21 protein-coding genes and 1 riboswitch are annotated in these 25,165 nt (G+C 69.2%); of the genes, 10 read left to right on the top strand and 11 right to left on the bottom strand.

The annotated features are described in order from the left end of the window. Positions 1–15 precede the first annotated feature (15 nt). Positions 16–1,173 carry a glycosyltransferase family 4 protein gene (locus ACO1BU_RS10235; protein ID WP_424135836.1) on the top strand — a complete coding sequence of 386 codons (1,158 nt, stop codon included), beginning with the start codon at positions 16–18 and terminating at the stop codon, positions 1,171–1,173. Here ACO1BU_RS10235 and ACO1BU_RS10230 read toward each other — a convergent pair. Next, positions 1,118–2,368, bottom strand: coding sequence for an O-antigen ligase family protein (locus ACO1BU_RS10230; RefSeq protein WP_424135835.1), 1,251 nt, complete (start codon positions 2,366–2,368; stop codon positions 1,118–1,120). The genes ACO1BU_RS10235 and ACO1BU_RS10230 overlap by 56 nt on opposite strands. Positions 2,369–2,478: 110 nt before the next feature. Next, complete coding sequence (locus ACO1BU_RS10225) at positions 2,479–2,943, bottom strand: BLUF domain-containing protein (protein ID WP_424135834.1); 465 nt, start codon at positions 2,941–2,943, stop codon at positions 2,479–2,481. A 139-nt stretch (positions 2,944–3,082) separates the two neighbouring features. Here ACO1BU_RS10225 and ACO1BU_RS10220 point away from each other — a divergent pair, with 139 nt between their 5' ends. After that, positions 3,083–4,426, top strand: coding sequence for a hydrolase (locus tag ACO1BU_RS10220; RefSeq protein ID WP_424135833.1), 1,344 nt, complete (start codon positions 3,083–3,085; stop codon positions 4,424–4,426). 37 nt (positions 4,427–4,463) lie between these two features. Here the strand turns inward: ACO1BU_RS10220 and metE are convergent, their stop codons facing one another. The 3 genes from metE to ACO1BU_RS10205 all read right to left on the bottom strand — a co-directional run bounded on the left by metE (position 4,464) and on the right by ACO1BU_RS10205 (position 8,472). Further along, positions 4,464–6,791, bottom strand: a complete 2,328-nt coding sequence (gene metE / locus ACO1BU_RS10215; RefSeq protein WP_424135832.1) for a 5-methyltetrahydropteroyltriglutamate--homocysteine S-methyltransferase — start codon at positions 6,789–6,791, stop codon at positions 4,464–4,466. Beyond that, positions 6,788–7,030, bottom strand: coding sequence for a DUF1289 domain-containing protein (locus ACO1BU_RS10210; protein ID WP_424135831.1), 243 nt, complete (start codon positions 7,028–7,030; stop codon positions 6,788–6,790). The genes metE and ACO1BU_RS10210 overlap by 4 nt, the downstream gene beginning before the upstream one ends. A gap of 97 nt (positions 7,031–7,127) precedes the next feature. Beyond that, positions 7,128–7,339: riboswitch (cobalamin riboswitch) on the bottom strand. 44 nt (positions 7,340–7,383) lie between these two features. Further along, complete coding sequence (locus tag ACO1BU_RS10205) at positions 7,384–8,472, bottom strand: AbrB family transcriptional regulator (RefSeq protein ID WP_424135830.1); 1,089 nt, start codon at positions 8,470–8,472, stop codon at positions 7,384–7,386. 196 nt (positions 8,473–8,668) lie between these two features. On the opposite strand from ACO1BU_RS10205, the gene ACO1BU_RS10200 reads away from it, so the two are divergent. Continuing rightward, positions 8,669–10,003, top strand: coding sequence for a dihydroorotase (locus ACO1BU_RS10200; RefSeq protein WP_424135829.1), 1,335 nt, complete (start codon positions 8,669–8,671; stop codon positions 10,001–10,003). Here the strand turns inward: ACO1BU_RS10200 and ACO1BU_RS10195 are convergent, their stop codons facing one another. After that, positions 10,004–10,804 carry an IclR family transcriptional regulator gene (locus tag ACO1BU_RS10195; RefSeq protein ID WP_424135828.1) on the bottom strand — a complete coding sequence of 267 codons (801 nt, stop codon included), beginning with the start codon at positions 10,802–10,804 and terminating at the stop codon, positions 10,004–10,006. 117 nt (positions 10,805–10,921) lie between these two features. Here ACO1BU_RS10195 and ACO1BU_RS10190 point away from each other — a divergent pair, with 117 nt between their 5' ends. Both ACO1BU_RS10190 and ACO1BU_RS10185 read left to right on the top strand, forming a co-directional pair. Beyond that, positions 10,922–12,133, top strand: coding sequence for a multidrug effflux MFS transporter (locus tag ACO1BU_RS10190; RefSeq protein ID WP_424135970.1), 1,212 nt, complete (start codon positions 10,922–10,924; stop codon positions 12,131–12,133). Between the two features lie 105 nt (positions 12,134–12,238). After that, positions 12,239–13,048, top strand: coding sequence for an OBAP family protein (locus ACO1BU_RS10185; protein WP_424135827.1), 810 nt, complete (start codon positions 12,239–12,241; stop codon positions 13,046–13,048). Between the two features lie 13 nt (positions 13,049–13,061). Here the strand turns inward: ACO1BU_RS10185 and ACO1BU_RS10180 are convergent, their stop codons facing one another. Both ACO1BU_RS10180 and ACO1BU_RS10175 read right to left on the bottom strand, forming a co-directional pair. Beyond that, positions 13,062–14,228 (bottom strand): glycosyltransferase family 87 protein, encoded by a 1,167-nt coding sequence (locus ACO1BU_RS10180; protein ID WP_424135826.1) that lies wholly within the window; start codon positions 14,226–14,228, stop codon positions 13,062–13,064. 434 nt (positions 14,229–14,662) lie between these two features. Beyond that, complete coding sequence (locus tag ACO1BU_RS10175) at positions 14,663–15,022, bottom strand: hypothetical protein (protein WP_424135825.1); 360 nt, start codon at positions 15,020–15,022, stop codon at positions 14,663–14,665. Between the two features lie 106 nt (positions 15,023–15,128). Here ACO1BU_RS10175 and ACO1BU_RS10170 point away from each other — a divergent pair, with 106 nt between their 5' ends. The 5 genes from ACO1BU_RS10170 to ACO1BU_RS10150 all read left to right on the top strand — a co-directional run bounded on the left by ACO1BU_RS10170 (position 15,129) and on the right by ACO1BU_RS10150 (position 22,004). Beyond that, a complete protein-coding gene (locus ACO1BU_RS10170; protein WP_424135824.1) occupies positions 15,129–15,782 on the top strand; it encodes a tetratricopeptide repeat protein in 654 nt (217 codons plus the stop codon). Between the two features lie 17 nt (positions 15,783–15,799). After that, positions 15,800–17,146 carry an outer membrane protein assembly factor BamB family protein gene (locus tag ACO1BU_RS10165; RefSeq protein WP_424135823.1) on the top strand — a complete coding sequence of 449 codons (1,347 nt, stop codon included), beginning with the start codon at positions 15,800–15,802 and terminating at the stop codon, positions 17,144–17,146. 78 nt (positions 17,147–17,224) lie between these two features. After that, a complete protein-coding gene (der, locus tag ACO1BU_RS10160; RefSeq protein WP_424135822.1) occupies positions 17,225–18,571 on the top strand; it encodes a ribosome biogenesis GTPase Der in 1,347 nt (448 codons plus the stop codon). A 112-nt stretch (positions 18,572–18,683) separates the two neighbouring features. Beyond that, positions 18,684–20,696 carry a hypothetical protein gene (locus ACO1BU_RS10155; protein ID WP_424135821.1) on the top strand — a complete coding sequence of 671 codons (2,013 nt, stop codon included), beginning with the start codon at positions 18,684–18,686 and terminating at the stop codon, positions 20,694–20,696. 60 nt (positions 20,697–20,756) lie between these two features. Continuing rightward, complete coding sequence (locus ACO1BU_RS10150; protein ID WP_424135820.1) at positions 20,757–22,004, top strand: class I SAM-dependent methyltransferase; 1,248 nt, start codon at positions 20,757–20,759, stop codon at positions 22,002–22,004. A gap of 8 nt (positions 22,005–22,012) precedes the next feature. On the opposite strand, the gene ACO1BU_RS10145 is transcribed toward ACO1BU_RS10150, so the two are convergent. From ACO1BU_RS10145 to purF, 3 genes are read right to left on the bottom strand one after another with little or no spacing between them, the layout of a single operon-like run. Continuing rightward, positions 22,013–22,975 carry an NAD-dependent epimerase/dehydratase family protein gene (locus tag ACO1BU_RS10145; RefSeq protein WP_424135819.1) on the bottom strand — a complete coding sequence of 321 codons (963 nt, stop codon included), beginning with the start codon at positions 22,973–22,975 and terminating at the stop codon, positions 22,013–22,015. Between the two features lie 4 nt (positions 22,976–22,979). Then, on the bottom strand, positions 22,980–23,690 hold the full coding sequence (locus ACO1BU_RS10140; RefSeq protein ID WP_424135818.1) for an SDR family NAD(P)-dependent oxidoreductase: 711 nt from the start codon (positions 23,688–23,690) through the stop codon (positions 22,980–22,982). Further along, on the bottom strand, positions 23,687–25,165 hold the full coding sequence (gene purF / locus ACO1BU_RS10135; RefSeq protein ID WP_424135817.1) for an amidophosphoribosyltransferase: 1,479 nt from the start codon (positions 25,163–25,165) through the stop codon (positions 23,687–23,689). Before purF ends, ACO1BU_RS10140 begins: the two co-directional genes overlap by 4 nt.

Raw genomic sequence — 25,165 nt, 5'->3', positions numbered from 1 at the left:
CCGGTCCGACGCCCCGTGATCCTGCTGCTGACCCAGAATTTCCCCCCTGATCCGGGCGGGATTGAAAACCTGATGGGCGATCTGGCCCGGCAACTGGCCGTTCATGGCCGGGACGTGCTGGTCCTGGCCGACCATATTCGTGGGAAGGGCCTGTCCGAGCCGGCATGGCCCTCCGGCCTGCAGCTCCGCCGCTTTGGCGGGCCGCGTCCTCTACGCCGGCTCTGGAAGGCCATGGCAGCACGGCACGCCCTGGCCCGCCTGCCGATTGAGGGCGTGATCGCCGATAGCTGGAAGAGCCTGGAACTCCTGCCGCGCCCGGGCGTGCCGACCATCGTCCTGGCGCATGGCATGGAATTCCCCGCCGATGCCTCGGCCCGCAAGGGCCGGCGGATCGGGTCGGCGCTGGGCAAGGCGGATGCGGTGGCCGCCAACTCCGCCTTCACCGCGGCGCTCGCGCGGCCCTTCCTCAAGGAGCAGGGGCCTGCCCTGGAGGTCATACACCCCCCGGTCGCGCAGCAACCCGCGCCGGATCCGCAGGCGCAGGCCGAAGTGGCTCGCCTCCGCGGCGGGGAGGGGCCGCTGCTGCTCACCCTTGCGCGGATCGAGCCGCGCAAGGGCATTGATGCTGTGATCCGTGCCTTGCCCGCCATGATCGCCCGTCATCCCGGCCTTCGCTACGTCGTGGCTGGGGGAGGCGGCGACCTGCCCCGCCTGCGCACTCTGGCGCGGGAGACGGGCGTGGAGGAGCGGATCCATTTCCTCGGCCGCGTACCGGATGGCTTGAAGGCCGCCCTCTATGCCGGCGCGGACCTGTTGGTCATGCCAGTCCGGCGGGAGGGCAACTCGGTGGAGGGCTTCGGCCTCGTTTATCTGGAGGCAGCCTGGTACGGCCTCCCAGCCCTGGCCGGAAGGGATGGCGGCTCCGCGGAGGCGGTGGCCGACGGCGAGACCGGCTTGGTCTGTGACGGCGCCGATCCGGCGCAGGTCTCGGCCGCGCTCGCCCGCCTGCTCGATGACCCCGCGCTCCGCCGCCGCCTCGGGGAGGCCGCCGCATGCCGGGTACAGGCCGATTTTCAGTGGGATGCGGTGCTGCCGCGCTACCTGGCGCTGCTGGGGCTCAGTCCTTCGACACCGCGTCCTTCGGCACCGCCGCCACCCGGTTCGCCCCGGTAAAGGTGACCACCAGCACCAGCAGCAGCCCGATCCACCACTCCTGCCAGATGCCGTAGCTCAGCATGCCGACCGTCGCGGCCGCGGCCAGAGTGCCAGCGGCGGCGGGGCCACTGGCCGCGGCCAGCCAGCCCAGCCGGGCAATGAGCAGCGCGGCCAGCACGGCGCCCACCCCGCCCAGCTCCAGCCAGACCTGAAGCGGCGCGTTATGGGGGTGCAGGGGCAGGCGGCTCGCCTGTCCAAACCAGGCGCGCGAGAAGTCGGAGGTCAGGCCAAAGCGGTCGAGCGTCGCCGTATCGAAGTGGTCGCGGCCGCCGGGAATGGTGCGGCTGGCTTCCCCGCCCCAGCCGAGCACCGGCCGCTCCGCGATCCGTGTCAGCACGAAGTCCCAGATCAGCACGCGGTGCGCGGCGGTGGGCGGAAGGCGTTCCAGCGGAAGTTGGGGCAGGATCGCACCGAACAGCAACGGCGCCGAGATGAAGATGGCGGCGAGGGCTAGCCCGATCCCACGCGCAAGCCAGGGGCCGAGCCACATCGCCCCAGCCATCACGAGAAGGCCCAGCACGACCGCGATCTTCGCGGCTTCCGCATGGAGCACGAGCGCGGTGAGCAACCCGGCCAGCGCCAATCCGATCCGCACGGCGCGCGGCATCTGTCGCAGGCTGCAGGCCAGCGGCAGGAGCAGGGCAATCGTGGAGACGGCGGGCTTCAGTCCATAATAGAGTGTGGGCGGTGCCTCGCGTAGCCCGCGCATGGCGGCGCGGAGGGCGTTCCCGGTGACGTGGTCGGCGAAGGCCAGGACGATGCCGATGCCGAGCCCCCAGGCTAGCAGGCGCAGCATCCGGTTGATCCGCTCCGGCGGTTCCTCGGCCACGGCCTGCGCGGTCATGGCTCCGAGCAACACGAAGCCGCCGACCGTCAGGGCGGTGCTGATGGCCCGCCCCGGTTCTATGGACCAGGTGGCCGACACCAGGCACCAGAGAAGCGGCAGCAGCGCCAGCGCGAGCGTCCGGCCAAGCGGCGGCAGCGGAAGCCGGTGATGCGCCCGCCAGTAACCCGTGATCGCGAGGATGAAGCCAATGGTGGCCGCAAGGGCGATCCCACGGAACTGTCCCACCGCGATGATCGGCAACACCAACAGCAGAATGCCCATGGGCAGGCTCGCGCCGGGTGTGGCGCGGGCTTTCAGGAGTTGCATTCGGGCCTGGGCTTCCGTCCGGATATCAGAGTGGAAGGCGGGAATGGATCATGGCGGGCTGCCCTATGCAAGCCGCGGGGCGCACCGCGGAACGGGGCAGGCGGATGGGCTCAGTTCATCGGGCATCGCCCGAGCAGATACTGCATCATCAGCAGCACGGGGCCGACGGCCGGAGCGTTCCGGAAGAAGGGCCGGGAGTGGGTGAGGACCGAAACCTCACCGCGCCGCCGCCCCAGATAAGCCATCGACCAGTCCCCGAAGCGGCGTGTCCCCAGGGGCCGCTCCTCGATGCGTAGGATGCGGTGGCGCGGATCCCGGCGTATCCGGTCCAGGGTCAGGATGATGCAGGGGGCCGGGCCTTCCAGCACCTGTGCGAAATGCCGGTCGGTCAGCATCAGCGCACCCGTTACGTTCACCCCCTTGTTCCAGCGTCGGGAGTGGATGAGGATGTCCTCGATCTCGGCGGCCCAATCCGCCGCCGTGCCGCCGATGAGGCCCTCGCTCACGAAGGTGACGCAGCGCAGGGGAACCTCGATGAGGCCTTGGTCCGAGGGCGCTCCGGCATCAGCGGGCATGGCTCTTTCCTTGTCGACCTCCGGCCGGTCCACATTCTGTGAACGTGCGATCGCAGTGGGGGATGCAGGCCGTGAGGGGCATACCCTGACAGCCCATCGCGGATATCGCCCGCGAAACAGGCCTAAGGAGACAACCGGCATGCGGCTGCACCGGCGCACCGTTCTGGGCGCTTTGGCGCTTCCACCTTTTCTGCCCCGCCCGGCCCGGGCCGAGGAGACCGCCCTGACCCCGATCCTGTTCGTTCACGGCAATGGCGATCATGCGGCACTGTGGATGACAACGCTCTGGCGTTTCGAGAGCAATGGTTGGCCGCGCGAGCGCCTGCATGCCCTGGACTTCACTGACCCGTTGGCGCGCGACGACGATGCCGTTCCGCAGCCTATGCGCTCCTCCAGCGAGGCAAACTGGTGGGAGATGGCGGCGGAGATCGCCGCGCTGCGTGCCCGCACAGGCGCGTCTAGCGTGGCGCTGGTGGGGAATTCCCGCGGCGGTTACCCGATCCGCAACCATGTCCAGCTTCATGGTGGCGGGGCGGAGGTATCGCATGCCGTGCTCTGCGGCACGCCGAATAATGGGATCTTCGATTGGGAAGCGCCGGCGGGGCGGGAGTTCAACGCGCGCTCGGCGCTGTTGCGCCGGCTGAATGCGGGGGAGTCCCAGGTGGTGCCTGGCACCGCCTTCCTGACCCTGCGCTCGGATACGAATGACCTCTACGCCCAGCCTGACGGCCGCTATGTCGGCCGGCCCGGCGTGCCGACCGGCGTGGGGTATGACAGCCCGGCCTTGCGCGGCGCGACCAACCTTGTCCTGCCCGGGGTGGACCATCGCGAGACCGCCTATTCCGCCCGCGCCTTCCGGGAAATCTTCCGCTTCATCGCGGGGCGGGAGCCGGAGCGGCTTTCCGTGGTGCCGGAGGAGCGGCCGGTGCTGGATGGCCGCGTGACCGGCACGCCCGGCGGGGTGCCGACCAACCGGCCCCTGGCTGGCGCGATCGTGGCGGTGTTCCGCGTCTTCGCCGAGACGGGGGAGCGGATGGGGGAGGCGGTTTACCAGCGCACCACCGGCGAGGATGGCCGCTGGGGGCCCGTGACGGTGGCGCCGGACTGGAGCCTGGAGATCGTGGTGGCCGCGCCGGGCCATCCGATCACGCATTTCTACCGCTCGCCTTTCCCGCGTTCTTCCGATGTCGTGCATCTGCGGCCAGCGCCGCCGCCTTCGGCGGCCGACCGGCAGGCGGGGGCGCTGGTCCGCTTTACCCGGCCGCGCGGCTATTTCGGCATCCCGCGCGACGTCGTGCTGCTGGACGGGAAGGAGCCCACCGACCTGCCGCGCGGCGTGCCAGCCGGGGCGACCACCTTCGCGCGCCTGCCCGTGGCAGAGATCGGCCGCCCGGTGGCTGGTGTCTTCAATAGGGAACGCGTGGTGGCGCGGGCCTGGTCCCTGGCCGAGAACCGGGTGAGTGTGGCTGAGCTGACCTGGTGAGGAGGATGGGGGAGAGAACTCTCCCCCACCATTCCGGCTACTCCGCGGCCTGCATCCGCAGCCCGCGCGCGGCTGCCACCATATTGGCGATGGCGGGCCGCACCTCCGCCCAGCCGCGGGTCTTCAACCCGCAATCCGGGTTCACCCAGAGCCGCTCCGCAGGAATGCGTTGCGCGGCCCGCTGCAACAATCCGCGCATCTCATCAGCCTCCGGCACGCGGGGGGAATGGATGTCCCACACGCCTGGCCCGATCTCATTGGGATAGGCGAAAGCGGCAAAGGCCTCCAGCAGCTCCATGCGGGACCGCGCCGTCTCGATGGAGATGACATCGGCATCCATCTCCGCGATGGAGCCGATGATATCGTTGAACTCCGAGTAGCACATATGCGTGTGGATCTGCGTCGTGTCACGCACTGCACTGGCCGCGATGCGGAAGCACTCCACCGCATCCTTCAGGTATTCGGCGCGGTCCGCGGCGCGAAGCGGCAGGCCTTCGCGGATGGCGGGCTCGTCGATCTGCACGGCGGCAATGCCGGCGGCTTCCAGATCCGCCACCTCGTCGCGCAGCGCATAGGCGAGCTGCCGGCGCACGGTAGCGGCGGGCACGTCATCGCGCACGAAGGCCCATTGCATCATCGTCACCGGGCCCGTCAGCATGCCCTTCACCGGGCGGGTGGTGAGGGACTGCGCGTAAGCGCTCCAGCGCACCGTCATCGGCGCCGGGCGTGAGACATCGCCGAAGATCACCGGCGGCTTCACGCAGCGCGAGCCATAGGACTGCACCCAGCCATTCCGGGTGAAGGCGTAGCCTTCCAGGAACTCGGCGAAATGCTCGACCATGTCGTTCCGCTCGAACTCGCCATGCACGAGCATGTCGAGGCCTGCCTCTTCCTGCCAACGCATGCAATCCGCGATCTGCGCGCGCAGGAAGGACTCATATTCCGCGGGCGTCATCTCGCCCCGCTTATGCATCGCGCGGGCAGCGCGCACCTCGGCCGTTTGCGGGAAGGAGCCGATGGTGGTGGTAGGGAAGGCAGGCAGGTTCAGCCGCTCGCGCTGCGCTGCGCGGCGGGCAGAAAAGGGGGAGGCGCGGCGCGCATCCTCGGGCGTGCCGGTGGCCAGGCGCGCGGCCACCGCCGGGTCGTTCAGCTTCGGGGAGCTGCGGCGTGCGGCCTGGATGGCGTCGCTTTCCGCCAACTCGGCCTCGATGGCCCCAGCGCCTTCGCGCAATCCACGCGCGAGCACGGCCACTTCCGCCAGCTTCTGCTTCGCGAAGGCCATCCAGCCGCGCAGTTCCGGATCCAGCGCCGTTTCGCCATCCAGGTCGATGGGGCTGTGCAGCAGGGAGCAGGATGGCGCGACCATCAGCGTCTCGGCGCGGCGTTCGGAGGCGGCTTCGCGCAGCAGCCCGAAGGCGGCGCGCAGGTCCGTGCGCCAGATATTCCGCCCGTTCACCAGGCCGAGCGACAGCGCCATGCGTGGCGGCGCCTTGCCGAGTGCCGCAGTCAGCTGTTCCGGCGCACGGACAAGATCGAGATGCAGGCCTTGCACTGGCAGGGAAAGGGCGAGGTCCAGATTCTCCTGCAAGCCGCCGAAGTAGGTGGTGAGCATCACTGAGAGTGGTGCGGCGATGCGCGCCAGCAGGTCATAGGCCCTGGCAAAGGCGCGGCGGGCCTGGTCCGGCAGGTCGAGCACGAGACATGGCTCGTCGATCTGTACCCAGCGGGCGCCGGCTTTCGACAGGCGCTTCAGCGTCTCGGCATAGACGGGCAGCAGCCCCGGCAGCAGGTCGAGCGGATTGCCCTCTCCCTCGGCCATCTTGGAGAGCAGCAGGAAGGAAACGGGGCCAAGCAGCACGGGGCGGGCGGCGAAGCCGGCCTGGGTCGCGGCTTCATAAGCCTCCACGGCGGGGAAGGCGGTAGGGGTGAAATCCTGGCCCTGGCGCAGGATGGGAACCAGATAGTGGTAGTTCGTGTCGAACCACTTGGTCATTTCAAGCGCTGGCGCGCCTTGCGTGGCATGGGCGTGACCGCAACCGCAGGATGCCGCCATGCCGCGCTCGCCGCGTGCCAGGGTGAAATAGGTTTCCAGCGAGACAGGCTCGCCCTGGCGCCAGCCATAGCCTTCTGGGATGGCGCCCACGGCGCAGGCTGTGTCGAGCACGTGGTCATAGAGCGAGAAGTCGTTCACCGGGATGCAGTCGATCCCGGCATCGCGCTGCACCTGCCAATGGCGCAGGCGCAGCGTGTCCGCGGTGGCGCGCAGATCGGATTCCGGTGTTTTGCCGGCCCAGAAGGATTCAAGGGCGGTCTTCAACTCGCGCCGGAAGCCGATGCGGGGGAAGCCGAGATTGGTGGCGGTCATGTCGTGTCGTCCGTTCCTGAGCGACGGCGCGCGGCGGCACGCGTGATGATGGCGCGGCGCTCAGCCAGGTCGGCGGATGGCCAGGCGGCGATCTCGTCGATATGGCGGAAGCAGCCGCGGCACAGCCCATCCCCGCCCAGCGTGCAGATGCCGGTGCAGGGGGAAGGAACCGCGCCCGCCGGGGCGTCCGTCATGGTGGTCAGCGTTGTGCGGAAGTGCAGCGCTGGGGCATTCGGCACGCGGCGGTGCCGGCCGGAAGGAAACGGGGCGGCGGGGCGCCGCCAGGATGGGTCACGCGCATGTCGGTCCTCCGCCGGACGCGCCCCGCGCCGGCTGATGGGGTTGCACGCGCTGGCAGGTCTCCTGGCTCACGGATCATCGCCTTGCGCCTGCCTTCCCGGGTTTCCCCAGTGGCCCCGCCCCGGATGGGGAGGATGGACGCGCGGCTCGCCGCTGACAGTTGCGGGGGCAGCCGCCGACTTGGCCTTCCGGCCGCACGGCGTTCCCTTTTCACCCGCTCGCGCGGGACCAACGCGACATAAGGATATCTTTAAGTCGTTCTGGTGATCAAGGCCGGACTCTGGCCCGGCGCTCAGTCCTCCCCGGCGGAGGAGCGGGCATCCTTGCGCCCGGCGCTGCGGGACAGAGCACGGGCCAGGGGCGGCCCAAGAAGGATCACCGCGAGCAGCCGCATGGTCTGCAGGGCCATGACGAAGGACATGTCGGCCTGACCGGCCGCGCCGATCACCGCCACGGAGTCGATTCCGCCGGGACTCATGGCGAGGTAGGCGGTCAGCAGGTCCACCCCGAGCAGCCAGACGAGGCCCAGCGACATCAGGGCGCAGAGCGCCATGAGCACGAAGATCGAAAGGAGGATCATCGGCAGGGCCCTGGCCGCCCGCGCCAGCACCTGGCGGGTGAAGCCAAGCCCGATGCTGCAACCGATCACGCCATAGACCACCGCCATCAGCCAGGGCGGAAGCTGGATCTCGATCAGCCCTGCCGAATGGAGCACGGCGCCGATCAGCATCGGCACCAGCACCGGCCCTGCGGGAATGCGGAAGCGCCGTGCGAGCCAGGCCCCGCCTCCTGCCAGGATCAGGCCGGTGGCGAAGTCCAGCGGCCTGATCAGCGGGACCCACGGCGCCGGCGGCGGGGTGGGGAGTGAGGCCGCGACGTAATGCGCGACCAGCGCGGCGGCGCCCGCCACGCAGACCACGCGTAGATACTGCATGAGCGCGACCAGCCGGGCATCCGCCCCGAAGGACTCAGCCATCACCACCATGGCGGAGGCGCCGCCGGGGGCGGTGCCCCAAATGGCCGTCGTGCCCGGTAAGACGCGCCACATCGTCATCAGCCAGCCCGTCAGGCTGCTGGCGGCAAGGGTGGAGAGGACCGCCGCGACGATGAGTGGCCAGTCCGCGATGAAGGTGTGCAGGATTTCGGGGGTGACCTGGGTGGCGATCAGGCAGCCCACCATGCCTTGTGCCGCGATGTAGAGCCCGCGCGGCAGCCGGACGGTGCCGCCGCCCAGGCTGAACAGGATGCTGGCCGCCATGGGGCCCAGGAGCTGGGAGGCGGGCATGCCGGCCGCCTTGAGGCCGAGGGACAACAGCGCGGCGAGGGCGATGAGGAGGAACCATTGCGCCCAGCCCGGCAGCCGCGCGAGGTCAGCCGGCATGCCGGTCATCCTTGCCTGATGGATTTCTTGTGGCGCCCGTCGCGGAACTCGTGGCGGACCGGCGGGCCGGGCGGTCTGCGACACCCCGGCTGCGGCGCCAGGATAGCCATAGGGGCACAAAGGTCCAGCCAGCCCGGCCCTCCCACCCAGCCGGTCCCTGCGGTATCACCGTCGCCCCTTGTTGGAGTTGGGCGCGATGGCGAGCTACGACCTGATCCTGCGCGGCGGCACGGTCGTGCTGCCCTGGGGCGAGACCAAGGCGGATGTCGCCGTGCGCGGCGGCAAGATCGCGACCATTGGGGACATGCGTACGGACGAGGCCGCCGAGGTCATCGACTGCGCCGGCCTGCATGTCCTGCCCGGGCTGATCGACCCGCATGTGCATCTGCGCGACCCCGGCGATCCGGCGGTGGAGACCATGGGCACGGGCACCAAGGGCGCCGTGCTGGGTGGGCTGACTGCCGTGTTCGACATGCCGAACACCCAGCCCTCCATCACCTCCGTCGAGCAGCTCGACTGGAAGCGCGGGCATATCCGCGAGACGGCCTATTGCGACGTCGGCATGTATATCGGCGGCGCCCGCAGCAATGTCGGCGATCTCGGCACGCTGGAGCGCGAGCCGAATGTCTGTGCCATCAAGGTCTTCGCCGGTTCCTCTACCGGCGACCTGATGATCGAGGATGACGAGACGCTGGAGCGCGTGATGCGCAACGGCGGCCGCCGCATCGCCTATCATTCCGAGGACGAGTACCGGCTGCAGGCGCGCAAGCCGCTCTTCGCCGCCGGCGGGCCGCATAAGCTGCACATGGAATGGCGCGACGTGGAATGCGCCTTTCTCGGCACGCGGCGGCTGATGGCGCTGGCGCGCAAGACGAACCGCCCTGCCCACATCCTTCATGTCTCCACCGCGGAGGAGCTGGAATACATGAAGGACTTCCGCGATGTCGGCACGGTGGAGGTGCTGCTGAACCATCTGACGCAATGGGCGCCGGATGCCTATGACGCGCTGGGCGGCTATGCCGTGATGAACCCGCCGATCCGCGACAAGCGCCACTACGATGCCGCCTGGGCCGCGGTGGCCGATGGCACGGTGGACACGGTGGGCAGCGACCACGCGCCGCATTCGAAGGAAGCGAAGGAACGCCCCTGGCCCGCCACCGCCGCCGGCCTGACCGGCGTGCAGACCATCGTACCGCTCATGCTGAACCACGTCTCCGAAGGCCGGCTTTCCCTCTCCCGCCTGGCGGAACTGATGGGTGCGGGGCCGGCGCGGGTCTATGGCGCCATCGGCAAGGGGCGGATCGCCGCGGGCTATGACGCCGACTTCACCGTGGTGGATATGGGAAAGACCCGCACCATCGAGGCCGACTGGCTCGTCGCGCCCTGCGGTTGGAGTCCCTTCATCGGCGCCCAGTGCAAGGGCTGGCCGGTGATGACCATCCTGCGTGGCCGCGCGGTCATGCGTGAGGACGAGGTGATCGGCGCCCCGGGCGGCGAGCTCGTGCGCTTCGAGGGCACGCGGGCGGCCTAGTCAGCCCGCCCTCAAGCCCGCCTCCATCGCATCGCGGCAGGCGAGCAGGGCGCGTTCGAGCCGGGGAAGCTCCGGCTCGAAGCGCGCGGTCGGGACGACGATTGAAATGGCATGCGTCCACTCGCCTTCCGGCGGGCGGACGGCGGTGGCAACAGCGCAGACGCCCGGCCCATGACTTTCGCGGTCATGGGCGAGGCCGGTCCGGCGGACCTCGGCGAGTTCGGCGAAGAGGGCCGGCAGGTCGGGCGGGGAAGCCGGGGTGAGACGGGGCAGCACGGGCCCCAGCAGGCGCGCCACCGCCTCATCGGTCATCTCGGCCAGCAGGGCCTTGCCGCCGGCCGTGCAGGAGAGCGGAAAGGCGGTGTTGGCGCGCGGCACGAAGCGCAGCTCCTGCTCAGCCACCACCCGATCGACAAAGGCCATCTCCGCGCCGCGCGCGCGCGACACCACGACCGTTTCCCCGGTTTCCCGTGACAGCGCCTCCAAAAAGGGCCGCCCGCGCTGGGCGAGGGGTGGGCGCAGCGTGGCCGCCAGCCGCGGCAGCTCCGCGCCGAGGCGCAGGCCGCCGGCACCGCTCTCGACCAGTCCTTCCGCCTCCAGTGCCGCCGCGATGCGCTGGACCGTCGAACGCGGGAGGTCCACCGCGCGCGCAATGGCGCCCAGGCTCATGCTCATCGGGGAGGCACCCAGGACACGCAGGATGGCTGCGGCCCGGGCGATGACCTGAATGCCCCCACGCTCCTCCGGCGGATCCTCGGAGGGCTGAAGGGCCGAAACTGAAAGAGCCTCAGGGCGGATCATGGTGCTTGTTGCATCGCATCGTGGTTGGTAACTGTATCACATTACGATAACCCAGGGGAGCGGACCGGGTTCACCAGACCGGGTTCACCACAGGGGCAGGAGCCGACGATCTTGGCAATGCGGCATGGCAACTTCGGCTTTACACTCTTCCTGGGGGCCCTTGCGGCCCTGCCGCCGCTCTCCATTGATATGGGGCTGCCGGGCTTCCCGGGCCTGCAGGCCGAACTCGGCGCCTCGGCCAGCGAGGCCACCCAGACGCTCAGCCTGTTCCTCCTCGGCTTCGCCTGCGGGCCTATTGTGCTTGGGCCGCTTTCCGACCGCTTTGGGCGCCGGCCCGTGCTGCTGGGCGGGTTGCTGGTTTTTACCCTGGCCGGGCTGGGCTGCGCCCTGGCAGGCTCTACGGGGATGTTGCTCTTCTGCCGGTTGGTCCAGGGCATCGGCGCCGGGGCGGGGGCCACCATGCCCTTCGCCATCGTGCGGGACCTGTTCGAGGGCGTTCAGGCGCGCACGCGCATCTCGGCCGTCACGCTGGTGCTCGGCGTCGGGCCGGTGGTCGCGCCGATCCTCGGGGCCTGGGTGGTGGCATTGGGAAGCTGGCGCCTGATCTATGCCCCGCTCGGCCTGGCGGGGTTGGTCCTGCTGCTCGTCACTGCTTTTGGCTTCCGCGAATCCGCCCCGGATGGACGCCATCACGGCCTGTCCCCCCGGCAGATGCTGGTGAGCTATCGCAGCGTGCTGGGCGACCGGGCCTTCCTCGTCAACTCGCTGCTCAACGCCTTCAGCTTCGGGGCGCTGTTCTCCTATATTTCCGGCTCGCCAGAGGTGATGATGGGGGTCTATGGCACCTCCAGCGGCCTTTTCAGCCTGTTCTTCGGCTGCTGCGCCGCCACCCTGACGGTCGGCGCCCTGCTTAATGGCTGGCTCTCCGCCCGGCACGTTTCCGCCCATGGAATCATGCTGGGGGCGAACCTCCTCACGGCTGCCGCCGCGGTCGCGGCCTTTCTCCTGGCCCTGTTCGGACGGCTGGATCTGGCTGGCTTCGTACTGCTCATGGCTGTCAGCATTTTCGGCTTCGGCATGATGTCGCCCAACGCGACCCATGGCGCGCTACAGCCAATGGGGCGGATGGCCGGCGTCGCATCCGCGGCGCTGCGGTCGATGCAGATGGTCGTGGGCGCGATCGCCAGCGCGCTGGTCGGCTTGCTGTATGACGGGCACAGCGCGCTGGCGCTGACCGGCGTCATGGCGGGCTTCGCGCTGACGGTGGTCCTGGTGCAACTGCTGTTCCTGCGCCCCGAGCAGGTGGCGGTCGCCCGGCAGCCCTCCTAGCGGCAGGACGGGCCGGGAGCCTTCGTATCGAAACGGGCTCCGGGCCGGAGGCGTTGAAACCGGACCGGCAAGGGCCGGATGACGCCGCACAGGAAAGAGCCCGCCATGAACCGACTGCGTCCTGGCATGAACCGCCGCGCCTTCGGCTCCGCCCTGGTCGCCACGGCGGCGGGGGCAGCCGCCACCTGCGCCTGTGGGGCGGCCAGGGCACAGCAGCCGCAGCCCGCAGCGCCCCATCCCGGCGGCCCGGCCGCGGCAGGGGCGCCGCATTCCACGCAGAGCCAGCTTCTCGGAGCCGGCGCGGCGGTGCTGCAGACCAAGGCACCGCTCAATGCGATGAATCTCTATCTCAACGGCTTCCACTTCTACGCCGACGATATGGGGCGGCCGGTCGAGGCGCATCACTTCTGCACCCATCTGACCGAGGATCTGCACCAGTGCACGATCTTCGATGCGAATCATGCGCAGGCCCGGCTGATCGGGATCGAGTACATCATTTCCGAGCGGTTGTTTCTGCAATTGCCGGAGGAGGAGAAGCGCCTCTGGCATAGCCATCACTACGAGACGACCTCGGGCGAGCTGGTCATGCCCGGCCTGCCGGAAGCGGCCGAGACAGTGGCTATGCGGACCTTGGCCAACACCTATGGCAAGACCTGGCACACCTGGCAGGTCGACCGGGGAGACACGCTGCCATTGGGCATTCCGCAGCTGATGATGGGCTATACGGCCGAGGGCCAGCTCGACCCGGCGATCATCGCGGAGCGAGACCGCAACCTCGGTGTCTCCAAGGCCGAGAAGCGGCGGGCCCGGGCCGATATCCCGGTGCCGAAGCCGGCACCCGGCGCGAATTCCTGGGAAACTGGCCAGGTGCCGCAACTGGCCGTGAACACGGTGCCAGTCCGGAACCGGCGCTAGATTTCAGACGCATTCAGAAGCTGCGGGCGAGTTCGCTCTCGGACCGAGCGAGAGCAATGCCGCTCTCCCTGTCGCGTGCCGCGCGACTTAGCACCAGGAGAAAAAAAGCGATAACCGCAGACAGCCCGAGTGGGAAATGGATTGCGGCGGCGGTCATGCGGGCCAGTATCGGCGCAACCCAGATGCCGGCCAGTAGTGTGGCCTCCCAGGGCCTGAAGCCCCTGTCCAACTGGTAGGACACGAAAAACGCGATCGCGGGAGACATAATCATCAAATCGTAATCGAGGGAGTAGGGTGTCACCAGAATCGATGCGGCCGGGACCAAGGCGTATTTCAGGCGCTTGTCGGCATTTCCGGCCCATAGCCAGGAGGCGCCCACCACAACCAGGCAAGAAACGGCCCCTTGCACCAGATAGGCGGCCTCCACGCTTGTGCCCCACATCCGGCTTGCGGAGAATGCGCTTTGTATCTTCTCCCAGCCTGTAGAACCTTGTTCCAGTACAACTTCCCGAGTGAACACCAAGCTCTCCCGGAAAGCAGCCCAGCATTGCAGTCCAAATAGGGCGATCGTCGCCAAGGTCATGAGAGCGATCCCGGCCAATCCGCCAGCAATGGCGGTCCAGTTGCGCGTTATCAGGAGCAACACGGGGACAATGAGGGCGAACTGCGGCTTATAGGCGAGCAGCGCAAACAGGAGACCAGCAATGGCGGGCCGCCGTTCAAGGCACAGGAGCCCGCCTCCCAGCAGCGATGCTGTCAGGAAGCCGTTATGCCCATGACCAAGGTTGATGAAGACGGCGGGAAAGGCAATCGCGGGCAAAATAGCGTAAGGATGCTCCAATATCCTGCGAATTGTCAGCAGGTACATAAAAAAGGTCGTGCCTTGCCACAGTAGGAGTGACCAGAGATAAGGAAGGAGAGCAAGAATGGCTGCGGGGATCAGGAAATATGGTGGATAATGCCATCCGAAGAATGGAGTCTCGGGGCCAAAGAATTCGCGCTGAGCGGCCCAATGACGAGCCGGGTCAAACGGCTCCTCGGGATCCCCATTGAGAACGCTGGTCCCTGCCACCCAGACTTGGCTAAAATCGGTTCCGATTGGCCGGCTGAGGGCATCCATCGGTCCTTTTGAAGTTGCGACGAGAATAAGCGCCGCGATTGCGTAGGCGGTTATCAACATGGCCGAATAGGCACGAATTCGTGCGGGCGTGATCCAGCGGCCCGAGCGCAAAGTGCTGATCACAGAGTTTCCCTAATACCTTCTGGGGCCGGTAACCCGGGAAACGTGCCACAGCCTTCCAGCGGGGTCTCTCCCTGGTCACTTGCGATACAGCAGAATGCAGTATGTGGGGCCGCCTGCCCGCGGGATGGCAGGTGCGACCGCGTTGAGCAGACGTAATCCTGATGGCAGCAGCCCTGCACAATGCCGTCCTGAAGATTGTGTTTATCTCAACATATGTGCGCGTGGCGCGTCGGCCATTGCCGCACCGGAACTTGGCGCGCAGCCTCGGTCCGAAGCAGATCATGGCGCGCCCGAAATGCTTTCGGACTGATCCCAATCAGCAGCGGTCGCCCGTTGTGACAGGTCAGCGTCAATGCGCTCGGCTGGACGCGTCAGAGGAGGCGTTCCGGCCAGGATTCAGCCGGCATTCCCGGCTTAGCATCCCCCACATCGCGCGGCGGCGGATTGCCGGGCAACGGCCCCACCCAGCAATCCACCGAGCCCAGGCTGCGGGTGCAGCGCGGCTGGGCCACTGGCTCCGGCTCCGAGCGGCAGTAGCGTTCCCCGGCATCGAGATAGGCGACGGAGCAGTCCCGTCCGGAGACACCGGAGACCAGGATGTCCGGCACCGCCCGTCCGGTCAGCATCAACGAGACGCCGTTGACCGCCGCGACGGGCCCTAGCGCGTCACAGGCCGGAAGCACCCCAAGCGCCAGGAGAAGAGCCGGAAAGGGGAGGGCGGGGCGGCGCATGACCCTATGAAACACGGCCCGGGCTTAACGCCCCGTGACCGGACGGCTATACCCCCGGCCCGATTGTACTCTTCCCAGGGGCCCCGTGTCCGGCAAAGGAACCCGCTTGCCCGATATCTTCGACGAGGTGCAGGAGGATCTGCGCGCGGAGCGCGCCCGGCAGATCGGGCTCCGCTATGGGGGCATCTTCGCCGCAGTGGCGCTGGTGGCGGTGATCGCCGTCGGTGGCTGGCAGGGCTGGCGCTGGTACCAGACCCGCCAGGCCGATTCCGCCTCCACCGCCTTCCTGATCGTTCACCGCGAGGCGGAACAGCAGGGTGCTGACCTCAAGGCTGCCGCCGCGAAGTTCGATTCGATCGCGGCGCAGGCGCCAGAGGGTTACCGCATCCTCGCCCGGTTGCGCGCCGCAGCCCTGAAGTCCGAAACGGGAGACCTGGCCGCCGCGCTGGCCGAATGGGATTCGGTGGCGAACGACTCCGCCGCGGACCCCCTCTATCGTGACCTGGCGAGCCTGAACTGGGTGCTGCACGGGCTGGATACGCAGGATCCGGCCGTGCTGGCCGCGCGGATCACGCCCCTGACAGCGGATGCCAACCCATGGCATGCCTCGGCGCGGGAACTGCGGGCGCTGGTGGCCATCCGCCAGGGCCAGCCGGCCGAGGCACGGCGCCTCCTTGAGGCGCTCTCCACGGACGCGACTGCGCCCCAGGGCCTGCGCGACCGCGCCACCCGGGTGCTGGCGCAGCTTCCGACGACCTGAGAGGAACCCGCGACGCCATGATGCCCTTCTCCCGCCGCGCGCTGCTCCTGGGCGGCGGTGCCCTCGCCCTCTCGGGCTGCGAGACGATCGACAGCATCTTTGGCGAGAGCAAGAAGCCCTTGCCCGGCGAGCGCCTTCCGGTCTTGCAGGCGGATGGCAGCGAGCTCGCGGCCGATCCGGCCCTGGCGGGGCAGCCCGTTACACTGCCGCCGCCGACCGCCCTGGCCGAATGGCCGCAAGCTGGCGGAACGCTGACCCATGACCCCGGCCACGCCTCGGCGGGGCAGGGGCTGCGGGAGGTCTGGCGCGCCAGCATCGGCACCGGCTCCTCCTTTCGCCGCCGGATCACCACGGGGCCGATCCTGGCCCAGGGCATGGTCTTCACGGCCGATGCCTATGGCACCGTCTCGGCCTTCGATGCCGCCAGCGGCGGCCGCCGCTGGACCCGCGAGACGACGCCGGAGAAGGACAATACGGGCGCGGTCGGTGCGGGCCTCGCCTTCGATTCCGGCGTCCTTTACGCCGCGACAGGGATGGCCGAGGTGCTGGCCATGGATCCGGGCACCGGCGAGGTGCGCTGGCGCGCTTCCGTTCCCGCCCCGATGCGCGGCGCGCCGGCGGTCTCGGGCGGGCGCATCTTCGTGCCGACGGTCGAGAACCAGCTCCTGGCCCTCTCCACCGAAGATGGGCGGCGGCTCTGGACCTATCGCGGTCAGGCGGTGCGGGCCGTGCCGCTGGGTCTCTCGACCCCTGCGATCGAGGGCGACACGGTCGTGGCGGGCCTTCCTTCCGGCGAGTTGGTGGCGGTACGGGCCGCGGATGGCCGGGTACTCTGGACGGAGAGCGTGGCCGGCGGGGAAGGCGCCCTGCGGGCCGGGATCGCGGAGCTGGCCGGGGTGGCCGGGCTGCCGGTGATTTCCGAGGGCCGGGTGATCGCCGCGGGGCTGAGCGGCACCACGCTGATGGTGGACCTGCGCTCCGGCCGGCGGCTTTGGGAGCGCGATGTGGGCAGTACCCAGTCGCCCGCCGTAGCCGGGGAATGGATCTTCCTCGTGAGCCCCGAGAATCAGCTCGTCGCCATGGGCCGGGCGGATGGGCGGGTACGCTGGGTGGCGCTTTTGGACGAGCGTTCCGCCCGGAACCGTCGTCGCGAGCCAGCCACTTTCGGAGCGCCGCTCGTGGTCGGCGGGCACATCCTGGTTCCGTCCTCGCTGGGAGAGGCTGTGCTGGTCGATCCGGCCGAGGGCGGCATCGCCGGGCGGCTGCGCCTGCCGGACGGCTGCACCCTGCCGCCCATCGCCGTGGGCGGGACGGTGTATTTGGTGACCGACGACGGCACGCTTGTCGCCCTGCGGGGCGCCTGAGCGCGAGTTTTACTTCCTGCGGGGCCGCGCCTGACGCATTGACTTGACCCTGTGGCATGGGGAGTGCTCTAGCGCCCCATGCTCCCCCGTATTGCCGTGATGGGCCGCCCCAATGTGGGCAAGTCCACCCTCTTCAACCGCCTGGCCGGGCGGCGCATCGCCATTGTGGACGACACGCCTGGCGTGACCCGCGACCGCAAGGAAACGGTCGCACGCATCGGCGGGCGCGACGTGCTGCTGATCGACACGGCCGGCCTTGAGGAGGCGGCGCCCGACACCATCCCGGGCCGCATGCGTGCCAGTTCCGAGGCTGCCCTGCGGGCGGCCGACCTGGTTCTCTTCGTGGTGGATGTGCGCACCGGCCTCACCCCGGCCGACCGTTCCTTCGCCCAGTGGCTGCGCCGCCATGGCAAGCCGGTGCTGCTGCTGGCCAACAAGGCGGAGGGCCGCCAGGGGGCAGCCAATGCCTTGGAGGCCTATGAGCTGGGCCTCGGCGCCCCACTGCTGGTTTCCGCCGAGCATGGCGACGGCATGGGCGAGTTGCATGACGAGATCCGCGCCGCCCTGCCGCCTGAGCCGGAGGAGGAGGAAGAGGACGATCCGAACCGGCCCCTGCGCCTGGCCATCGTCGGGCGCCCGAATGCCGGCAAGTCCACCCTGCTGAACGCGCTGCTGGGCGAGGAGCGGATGATTACGGGGCCGGAGCCGGGCCTGACCCGCGATTCGGTCGCCGTGCAATGGACGGACGAGACGGGCAAGCCGGTGCGGCTGGTGGACACGGCCGGGCTGCGCCGCCGCGCCCGCATCACCCAGGCGCTGGAGCAGATGTCCACCGCCGCCACCATTGCCGCGTTGAAGGAATGTGAGGTGGCGGTGCTGGTGGTCGATGCCGTGCAGGGCATGGACGAGCAGGACCTGCGGATCGCCCGGCTGGCGGAACGCGAGGGACGGGCTGTCGTCATCGCCTTCAACAAGTGGGACGCGGTGGAGGACCGCAACGCCGCCCGGCGCCGGCTGGAGGACGTGTTGATGGCCTCGCTCGCGCAGCTCAAGGGCGTCTTCGTTGTGCCCATGTCGGCCGCCACCGGTCGCGGGGTGGAGAAGCTGATGCCCACCGTGCGCGAGGCCTATGAGGTCTGGAACCGCCGTGCCCCCACCGGCGCGCTGAACCGCTGGTTCGAAGGGGCGCTGGAGCGCCATGCCCCACCGCTGGTGAACGGCAAGCGGCTGAAGCTGCGCTACGTCACCATGCCCAAGGCGCGGCCGCCTACGCTGGTGGTCTTTGGCACCCGGGCGGAGCAGATGCCGGAGGACTACCGGCGCTACCTCGTGAACTCCTTCCGAGAGGCCTTCGACATGCCGGGCGTGCCGATCCGGCTGAACGCGCGCGGAACCGAAAATCCCTATGCCGAGGCTGAGGACTGAGAGCCAGCCGATGGCTGGCTGTGGGAGGGCCTGAGCTAGTCGCTGCCAGCCATCCTCCCCTAGCCTGGTGCTTCCGCTCCCATGTCGGGGTCCTGGACTCCTGCCCGCGGCGATGGCGCGCTACACTGGCGGTGGCTATGCGCTGCGGGATTCGGCGCCGCCGGAGATCGCGTCCGCCTTGCTGACATCTGATCCGCTTCCCTACGCCGCCTTCATTACCCGCCATCTTATGCGGCCGGTTGGGCCGCGATTCGGAACGGAGCAGGCGATCGTTGAGACGGAGCAGGCGCTCGCGGGCGATCGCTGGTTCTGGGCCGACGACAACGCGAAGATCCTGGAATTCCTCTCGCTGCCGCCGGTCTGGCGGGCATATCCGGAGGCAGTGGAGGCGGCGTTCGGCTTCCTCCGCGCTCTTTGCGCCGGGCCGTTCATCTATCGGCGGGTCGGGCAGCCGCGGTTGGACGCGGTGGAAAATGACGGCGCACGGGCGCGCTTCGTGCACAGCCTCATGGACATCACCTGCGACCTTCCGAACGGGATCGTGAGGGTGGGTGTGCGCTTCCATGACGGGCGCACGGCGAACAACCTGACGCTGACCGGCAATTATGTGCGCTTCACCCATGCCGGCATCGTCCAGACCCTCGATCTGGAGGAGGCGATCTCCGACTGGAAGATCCTCCACAGAGGTCACGCACTGGAACTCTCGCATTGCAGTGAGCTGGCTTTCCAGCATCAGGGCGTGCATCTGCGCCTGGGCCGGCTGGTGCAGACCTATCGCTTTGACGGGCGGTCCATGGTGTTCCGGGCCGAGGCGGCGCTCGACCTCGACCCTGCCGTGACTGTGTCGGACGTGGTGCTGACGGTCGGGGCGGACGACCTGAGCCATGGCGATCTCGGCATCTGCTATGACGCCGTCCGCATCGAGCGTCCGGGGAAGGCGCCGCTGCGCGTCGCGCATGCCGAGCCCGGGCAGGTGGTGCATGAGATTCCCGGCGCGCCCTACTGGTCCCTTGCGCGGGATGGGGCCATGCGGGGTTTTGCCCCTGCTGTTCACTCCGTCCCTCGCGAGCCCGGGCGCCTGTCCGCGCTGCGCGTCGTCTCGCGGGAAGGCGGGCTGCTGCACTGGGTGGCGGCAGAGCACGCCTTTCCTGGCGAGCACCGCGGAGCACGGCTTGTCGCCGAGGAGGCGAAAATCCTGACCTCCGGTGGCTTCTATGACCGGGTGGCGGATTATGCGGTCGTGGTCGGCGCCGAGGTGGCGATCGCGCCCACACAGCCTCTCGATCTCTCCCTTTCCTATGACTACGGCGTTGAGCTCACCGCTTTTGCGCGGCGGGCGCGCGTGCTGGCCACGGCCGGGCCCCTTGCCAGGCCGGCGCTGGAGGAGGCTCTCGCGCTGCACGACCAGTTCCTGGACGCCTATGAGGTGAACATGCTGGCCGCGGCGCAATCGGATCCGCGGGCCATCTTCTCCCGACCGCTGTCCTTCGTGATCCTCGGCCTCGTGGACGTGCTCGCGGCCACCGGGGCACCGCGCTACCGCGCGGCCCTCCGCCGGGCGGTGGACGCGCTCCTCGCCTTCGAGCGGCCGATGGTCGATATCGCCGGCGGGGCCGTCTCGGTGTTCCCGATGGGTGTCGGGGAAGCGCCCTATCTCGACTGTCACGCGGCGGCCCTGCTCGCCCTGGTGCGCGCGGCGCCCGCGCTCGATGATCCGCGTATCGCGGCGGCGGTGGACCGGGCGCTCGGCGCTTACGGGCTAGCGACCGTGGTGGTGGATTTTGGTGGCCCCAAGAAGCAAGACGGCCTAGCCGTGGAGGCGATGGACCCGGAGGGGCGCCGGACAACGACCTCGGGCTTCTGGAACTATGCCGTGGGCCTGTCCCTCCGGGGCTTCGCGGCGCTGCGGCGCTCCCCTGATCCGGCCATGGGCCAGGTTCTCGCGCGCCATGCGGATCGCATCGCATTGCTCGAGAACGTGGTGCGCGCGCAGATCGCCCGTTCGGTGCGGCCCCGTGGCGATGCGCTGGAGATCCGCACCTCGGTCCTGTCGGGCGAAACCAATTCGGAAACCCAGCCCTGGGTGGCCATGGGACTCGTCGCCGATTCCGGCGACGCTGTCTGAGGCCGTCAGCACGTATTCCGTGGACGGCATGGTGCGGCCTGGAGAGAAGAAGATCCGGTCATGAGGGTGCTACGAAGCCTGGCCGAGCTGGACGCGGCGCTTGCCGAGTGCGACCGGGCGGAGGCGGTGTCAGATGACGCGATGCGCGCCGTCTTCGGCACCTTCCGCATGGACCCGCCCGCGGGGCTTCCAGCGGACCCCTTTCTTCCGGAATACCGCGACGCGCAGCTTCATCTCTACCGTGCGATCGCCGGCCGCACCTATGAGGTGGCGAATGAGGTGACGCCGTTCGATGTCGATGCGGCGCTGCGGCGGCCCTTCCCCTATTCCACGGGCAGCGGAACCACCGCGGGCGAGCACCTCATGGGGGTTGGCTTCCTGCTGCGCGCGATGGCGCTTCCGCCGGGCTCGCGCGTGCTGGAGTTCGGGCCTGGTTGGGGCAACACGACACTGGAGTTGGCCCGGCTCGGGCATAGCGTCACCTGCGTCGATATCGAGCCGCGCTTCTGCGAACTGATCCGCCGCCGCGCCCAGCGCGAGGGCCTCGCGATCGAGGTGGTGAACAGCGACTTCTTCTGGGCCGAGCGGATGCGCGGCGCCTTCGACGCCGTGATCTTCTTTGAGTGCTTCCACCATTGCGACGACCACCTTCGCCTGCTGCGGGCCTTGCAGGGCGCGGTGGCGGCGGGCGGCCGCCTCTTCTTCGGCGGTGAGCCGATCACGGGAGACTTCCCGCAACCCTGGGGCCTTCGGCTCGACGGCAACTCGCTCTGGGCGATCCGGAAGAATGGCTGGCTGGAACTGGGCTTCCGCGAGGACTACTTCGCCGAGGCCCTGGCGCGGACCGGCTGGCACGGCCGCCGGATTCCTTGCGCGGACCCGGCCTGGGCCACCGTCTGGGAGGCCCGGCGGCGGACGGAGATGGGCGTGCAACTCGCCGCCTCCGATCCGCGCCTTCGGACCGAGATCGGAATGCGCCGCGATGGAGCGATCATTCTGGAAGGCGCGGGCGGGACCGGGATTTACGGCCCTTATCTGCCCCTTCCCCGAGGGCACTGGATCGCGCGCCTGCGCTTCCGGGCGGGTGCGCCGGTGAGCGGAACAGCGGTCATGGATGTCTCAGCAGGGAATGGTGCGGCGCGCCTTGCCGCCCGCCCGGTTCAGGCCGAGGCGGTGCCGGCGGAGGGATGGGTGCTGTCGCTGCCCTTTATCGCGACGGAAGATTTGTCTGGTGTGGAGGTGCGGCTGTTCTGTGAGCCGGGCTTCCGGGCGGCGCTGGAGGCCGTGGAGATCCTGCCGGCCGCGTGAGCGGAGTGCTACCCGCGCATCCAGGCCAGGGTGAGCGCCGCACCCTCCTCCAGCCCGATCCGCGGCCGCCAGCCCGTGGCCTGCTCCATCCGGGCCAGGGAAAGGGCCGGGCGGCTGACGGCGTAGCGCGACGGGATGGTCTCGGCTTCGCCCTCCGCCGTGATACGCCAGGCGAAGCCTGGGCGGTGCCGGGCAAGGGCGGCGCAATAATCGTCGGGGCCAGTCGCCTCGCCGCTGCCGATATTGAAGGTGCCGGTGGCCGAGGGTGTGTCCAGCAGGGCGATCAGCCCGGCGGCGACATCGGTGGCATGAACCTGGTCGCCACGCGTCGGATTGCGGAGAAGCACCATCTCCCCCGCAAGGGCCTGGCGGGTGATGTCATAGGGGGCAGAGAGCGTGTCGCGCAGGCCCGTCGGGTGTTCCCAACGGCCATAGACCGCGCCCAGGCGCGGGGTCGCAACAGAGAGGCCCTCCAACCCGGCGAGGCGCTGCAGCGCCTGCTCGGCCGCCAGTTTGGTGATGCCATAGAGGGCGAGCGGGCGGGCCGGATCGTCCTCGCGCATCAGGTCAGGAGCCGGATCGGGCCAGCCATAGGCGGCGACGGAGGAGGGGGCGACCAGGCGCGCCGTGCCGTGGCGGCGGGCCGCCTGGAAGGCCGCGACGGCGCCTCCGATATTCACAGCGACCACCGTGCCGGGATCGGTCCGCTCGCGCTCTGGCCCGGCCGTGACGGCGGCGGTGTGCAGCATGGCGCGGATGGGCGCGCGGGCGAAGGCCGCATCCAGATCGGCGGCACGGGTGATGTCGCCCATCAGGCTGTGCAGGCGGCCGGGGAGGGTGGCGAAGGCGGTCTCGGCCCTGGGCGGTAGGGGGCGGGTGTCGAGGGCGACCACCTCCTCCCCACGGGCAAGGAGGGCTTCGACGACATTCAGGGCGACGAAGCCGCTCGCGCCAGTGACGAGGACCGCCATGCGCTCAGGCAGCCTGGACGATGGCGCCGCTGCGCGCTTCCTCCGGAAGGCAGAGCGCCGCGATACGGGGAGCCACATCGGCTGGTTGGGCGATGCTCATCGGATCCTCGCCCGGCATGGCGGTGGAACGCAGGCGGGTGTTCACCGGGCCGGGGTCATAGAGATTCACGCGGAGCGGCGTATGCGCCACCTCCGCCGCCCAGGTCGTGACGAGATGCTCCAGCCCGGCCTTTGTGGCGCCATAGGCGCCCCAATAGGCCTTGGGGTTCCGCGCGCGGTCGGTGGTCAGGATCACGGCGCGACCGGAATCGGAGGCGCGCAGCGGCGGGTCCAGCGTGCGGATCAGGCGCCAGGCGGCGGTGAGGTTCACCGCCACCACCTCGGACCAATCCTTCGGCGTGATATGCGCGACCGGGGTGAGGGTGCCGAGCAGGCCCGCGGCATGGACGAGAATGTCCAGGCGGCCGAAGCGCTCGACGATCGACGGGCCAAGCGGGTCGAGCTTGTCGCCATCCTTGATGAAATCGAAGGGCAGCAGGGTGGCGGCACCGCCGAGGGCGCGGATGGCGTCATCCGTTTCCTCCAACCCGCCCTGGCTGCGGCCGGTGATCACGCAATGGGCGCCGAGCCGGGCCAGCTCCACGGCCGTGGCGGCGCCGATCCCGCGGGAGGCGCCGGTGATAAGGGCGACGCGGCCCTTGAGAGGCGCGCTCATACGCCGTTGAGCGCCAGCAGGGCGGGCGCGCGCTCGTCATGGCCGACAAGGTCGGTCAGCGGGATGGCGTAATCGCCGGTGAAGCAGGCGTCGCAGTAGCCCGGATCCTTGGCATCGCGACCCTTGCGGCCGAGGGCGCGGTAGAGCCCGTCCAGCGAGATGAAGGCGAGGCTGTCGGCGCCGATGATGCGCGCCATTTCCTCCACGTCGTGCTTGGCGGCCAGCAGCTTGTCCCGCTCTGGCGTGTCGATGCCATAGAAGCAGGAATGGGTCGTGGGCGGGGAGGAGATGCGCATATGCACCTCCTTGGCGCCGGCCGCGCGGACCATCTCCACAATCTTCTTGCTGGTGGTGCCGCGGACGATGGAGTCGTCCACCAGGATCACGCGCTTGCCCTGGAGCATGGCGCGGTTGGCCGAATGCTTCAGCTTCACGCCCAGGTGGCGGATGCTGTCCGTCGGCTCGATGAAGGTGCGGCCGACATAGTGGTTGCGGATGATCCCCAGCTCGAAGGGGATGCCGGCCTCGGCGGCATAGCCCATGGCGGAGGGGACGCCGGAATCCGGCACGGGGACGACCACATCGGCCTCCACGCCGCTCTCCCGCGCCAGTTCCTGGCCGATGCGCTTGCGGGTCTCGTAGACGGGCGTGCCCTCCACGACGGAGTCCGGGCGGGCGAAGTAGATATATTCGAAGATGCAGAAGCGGCTGGAGGTGTGGGCGAAGGGCTTCACGCTGCGGACGCCGTCATTGTCGATGATGACGATTTCGCCCGGTTCCACGTCGCGCACGAAATCGGCGCCGACGATGTCCAGGGCGCAGGTCTCGCTGGCCAGAACCCAGGAGGGGTTTGCGTCGTCGCCCAGGCGGCCGAGAACGAGGGGGCGAACGCCCAGCGGGTCGCGCACACCGATCAGCGCGCCGTCATGCAGGGCAACGAGGGAGTAGGCTCCGTCCACCTGCTTCAGCGCGTCGATCAGCCGATCGAGCACGGTGGCGTAGAGCGAAATGGCGATGAGGTGGACGAAGACCTCGGAATCCGTGGAGGACTGGAACAGGCAGCCGCGGCGGACGAGTTGCCGGCGGAGTGCCAGGGCGTTGGTCAGGTTGCCGTTATGGGCCACGGCGAAGCCGCCGAAGGCGAAGTCGGCATAAAGGGGCTGGACGTTGCGCAGGGCCGTCTCGCCCGCCGTGGCGTAGCGGTTGTGGCCGACCGCGGCGCGGCCGGGCAGGCCCGCCATGACGCGCGCATCGCCGAAGATGTCGCCCACCAATCCCAGGCCCTTGTGGCTGCGGAAGCCCTTCTCGCCAAGGGCAACGATGCCCGAGGCTTCCTGGCCGCGGTGCTGCAGGGCGTGCAGGCCGAGAGCGGTGAGGGCGGCCGCATCCGGGGAGTTCCAGACGCCAAAGACGCCGCATTCCTCGTGGAACGCGTCGTCCGCATCATCGAACGGGTTGGTGGTGAGCTCGGTCAT

Origin of the sequence: Roseomonas chloroacetimidivorans (assembly GCF_049629625.1) — a bacterium.
GTDB classification, from domain to species: domain Bacteria; phylum Pseudomonadota; class Alphaproteobacteria; order Acetobacterales; family Acetobacteraceae; genus Roseomonas; species Roseomonas chloroacetimidivorans.
Note: the sequence above shows the minus strand (reverse complement) of the source record. Positions and strands in the feature narration are given on the sequence as shown.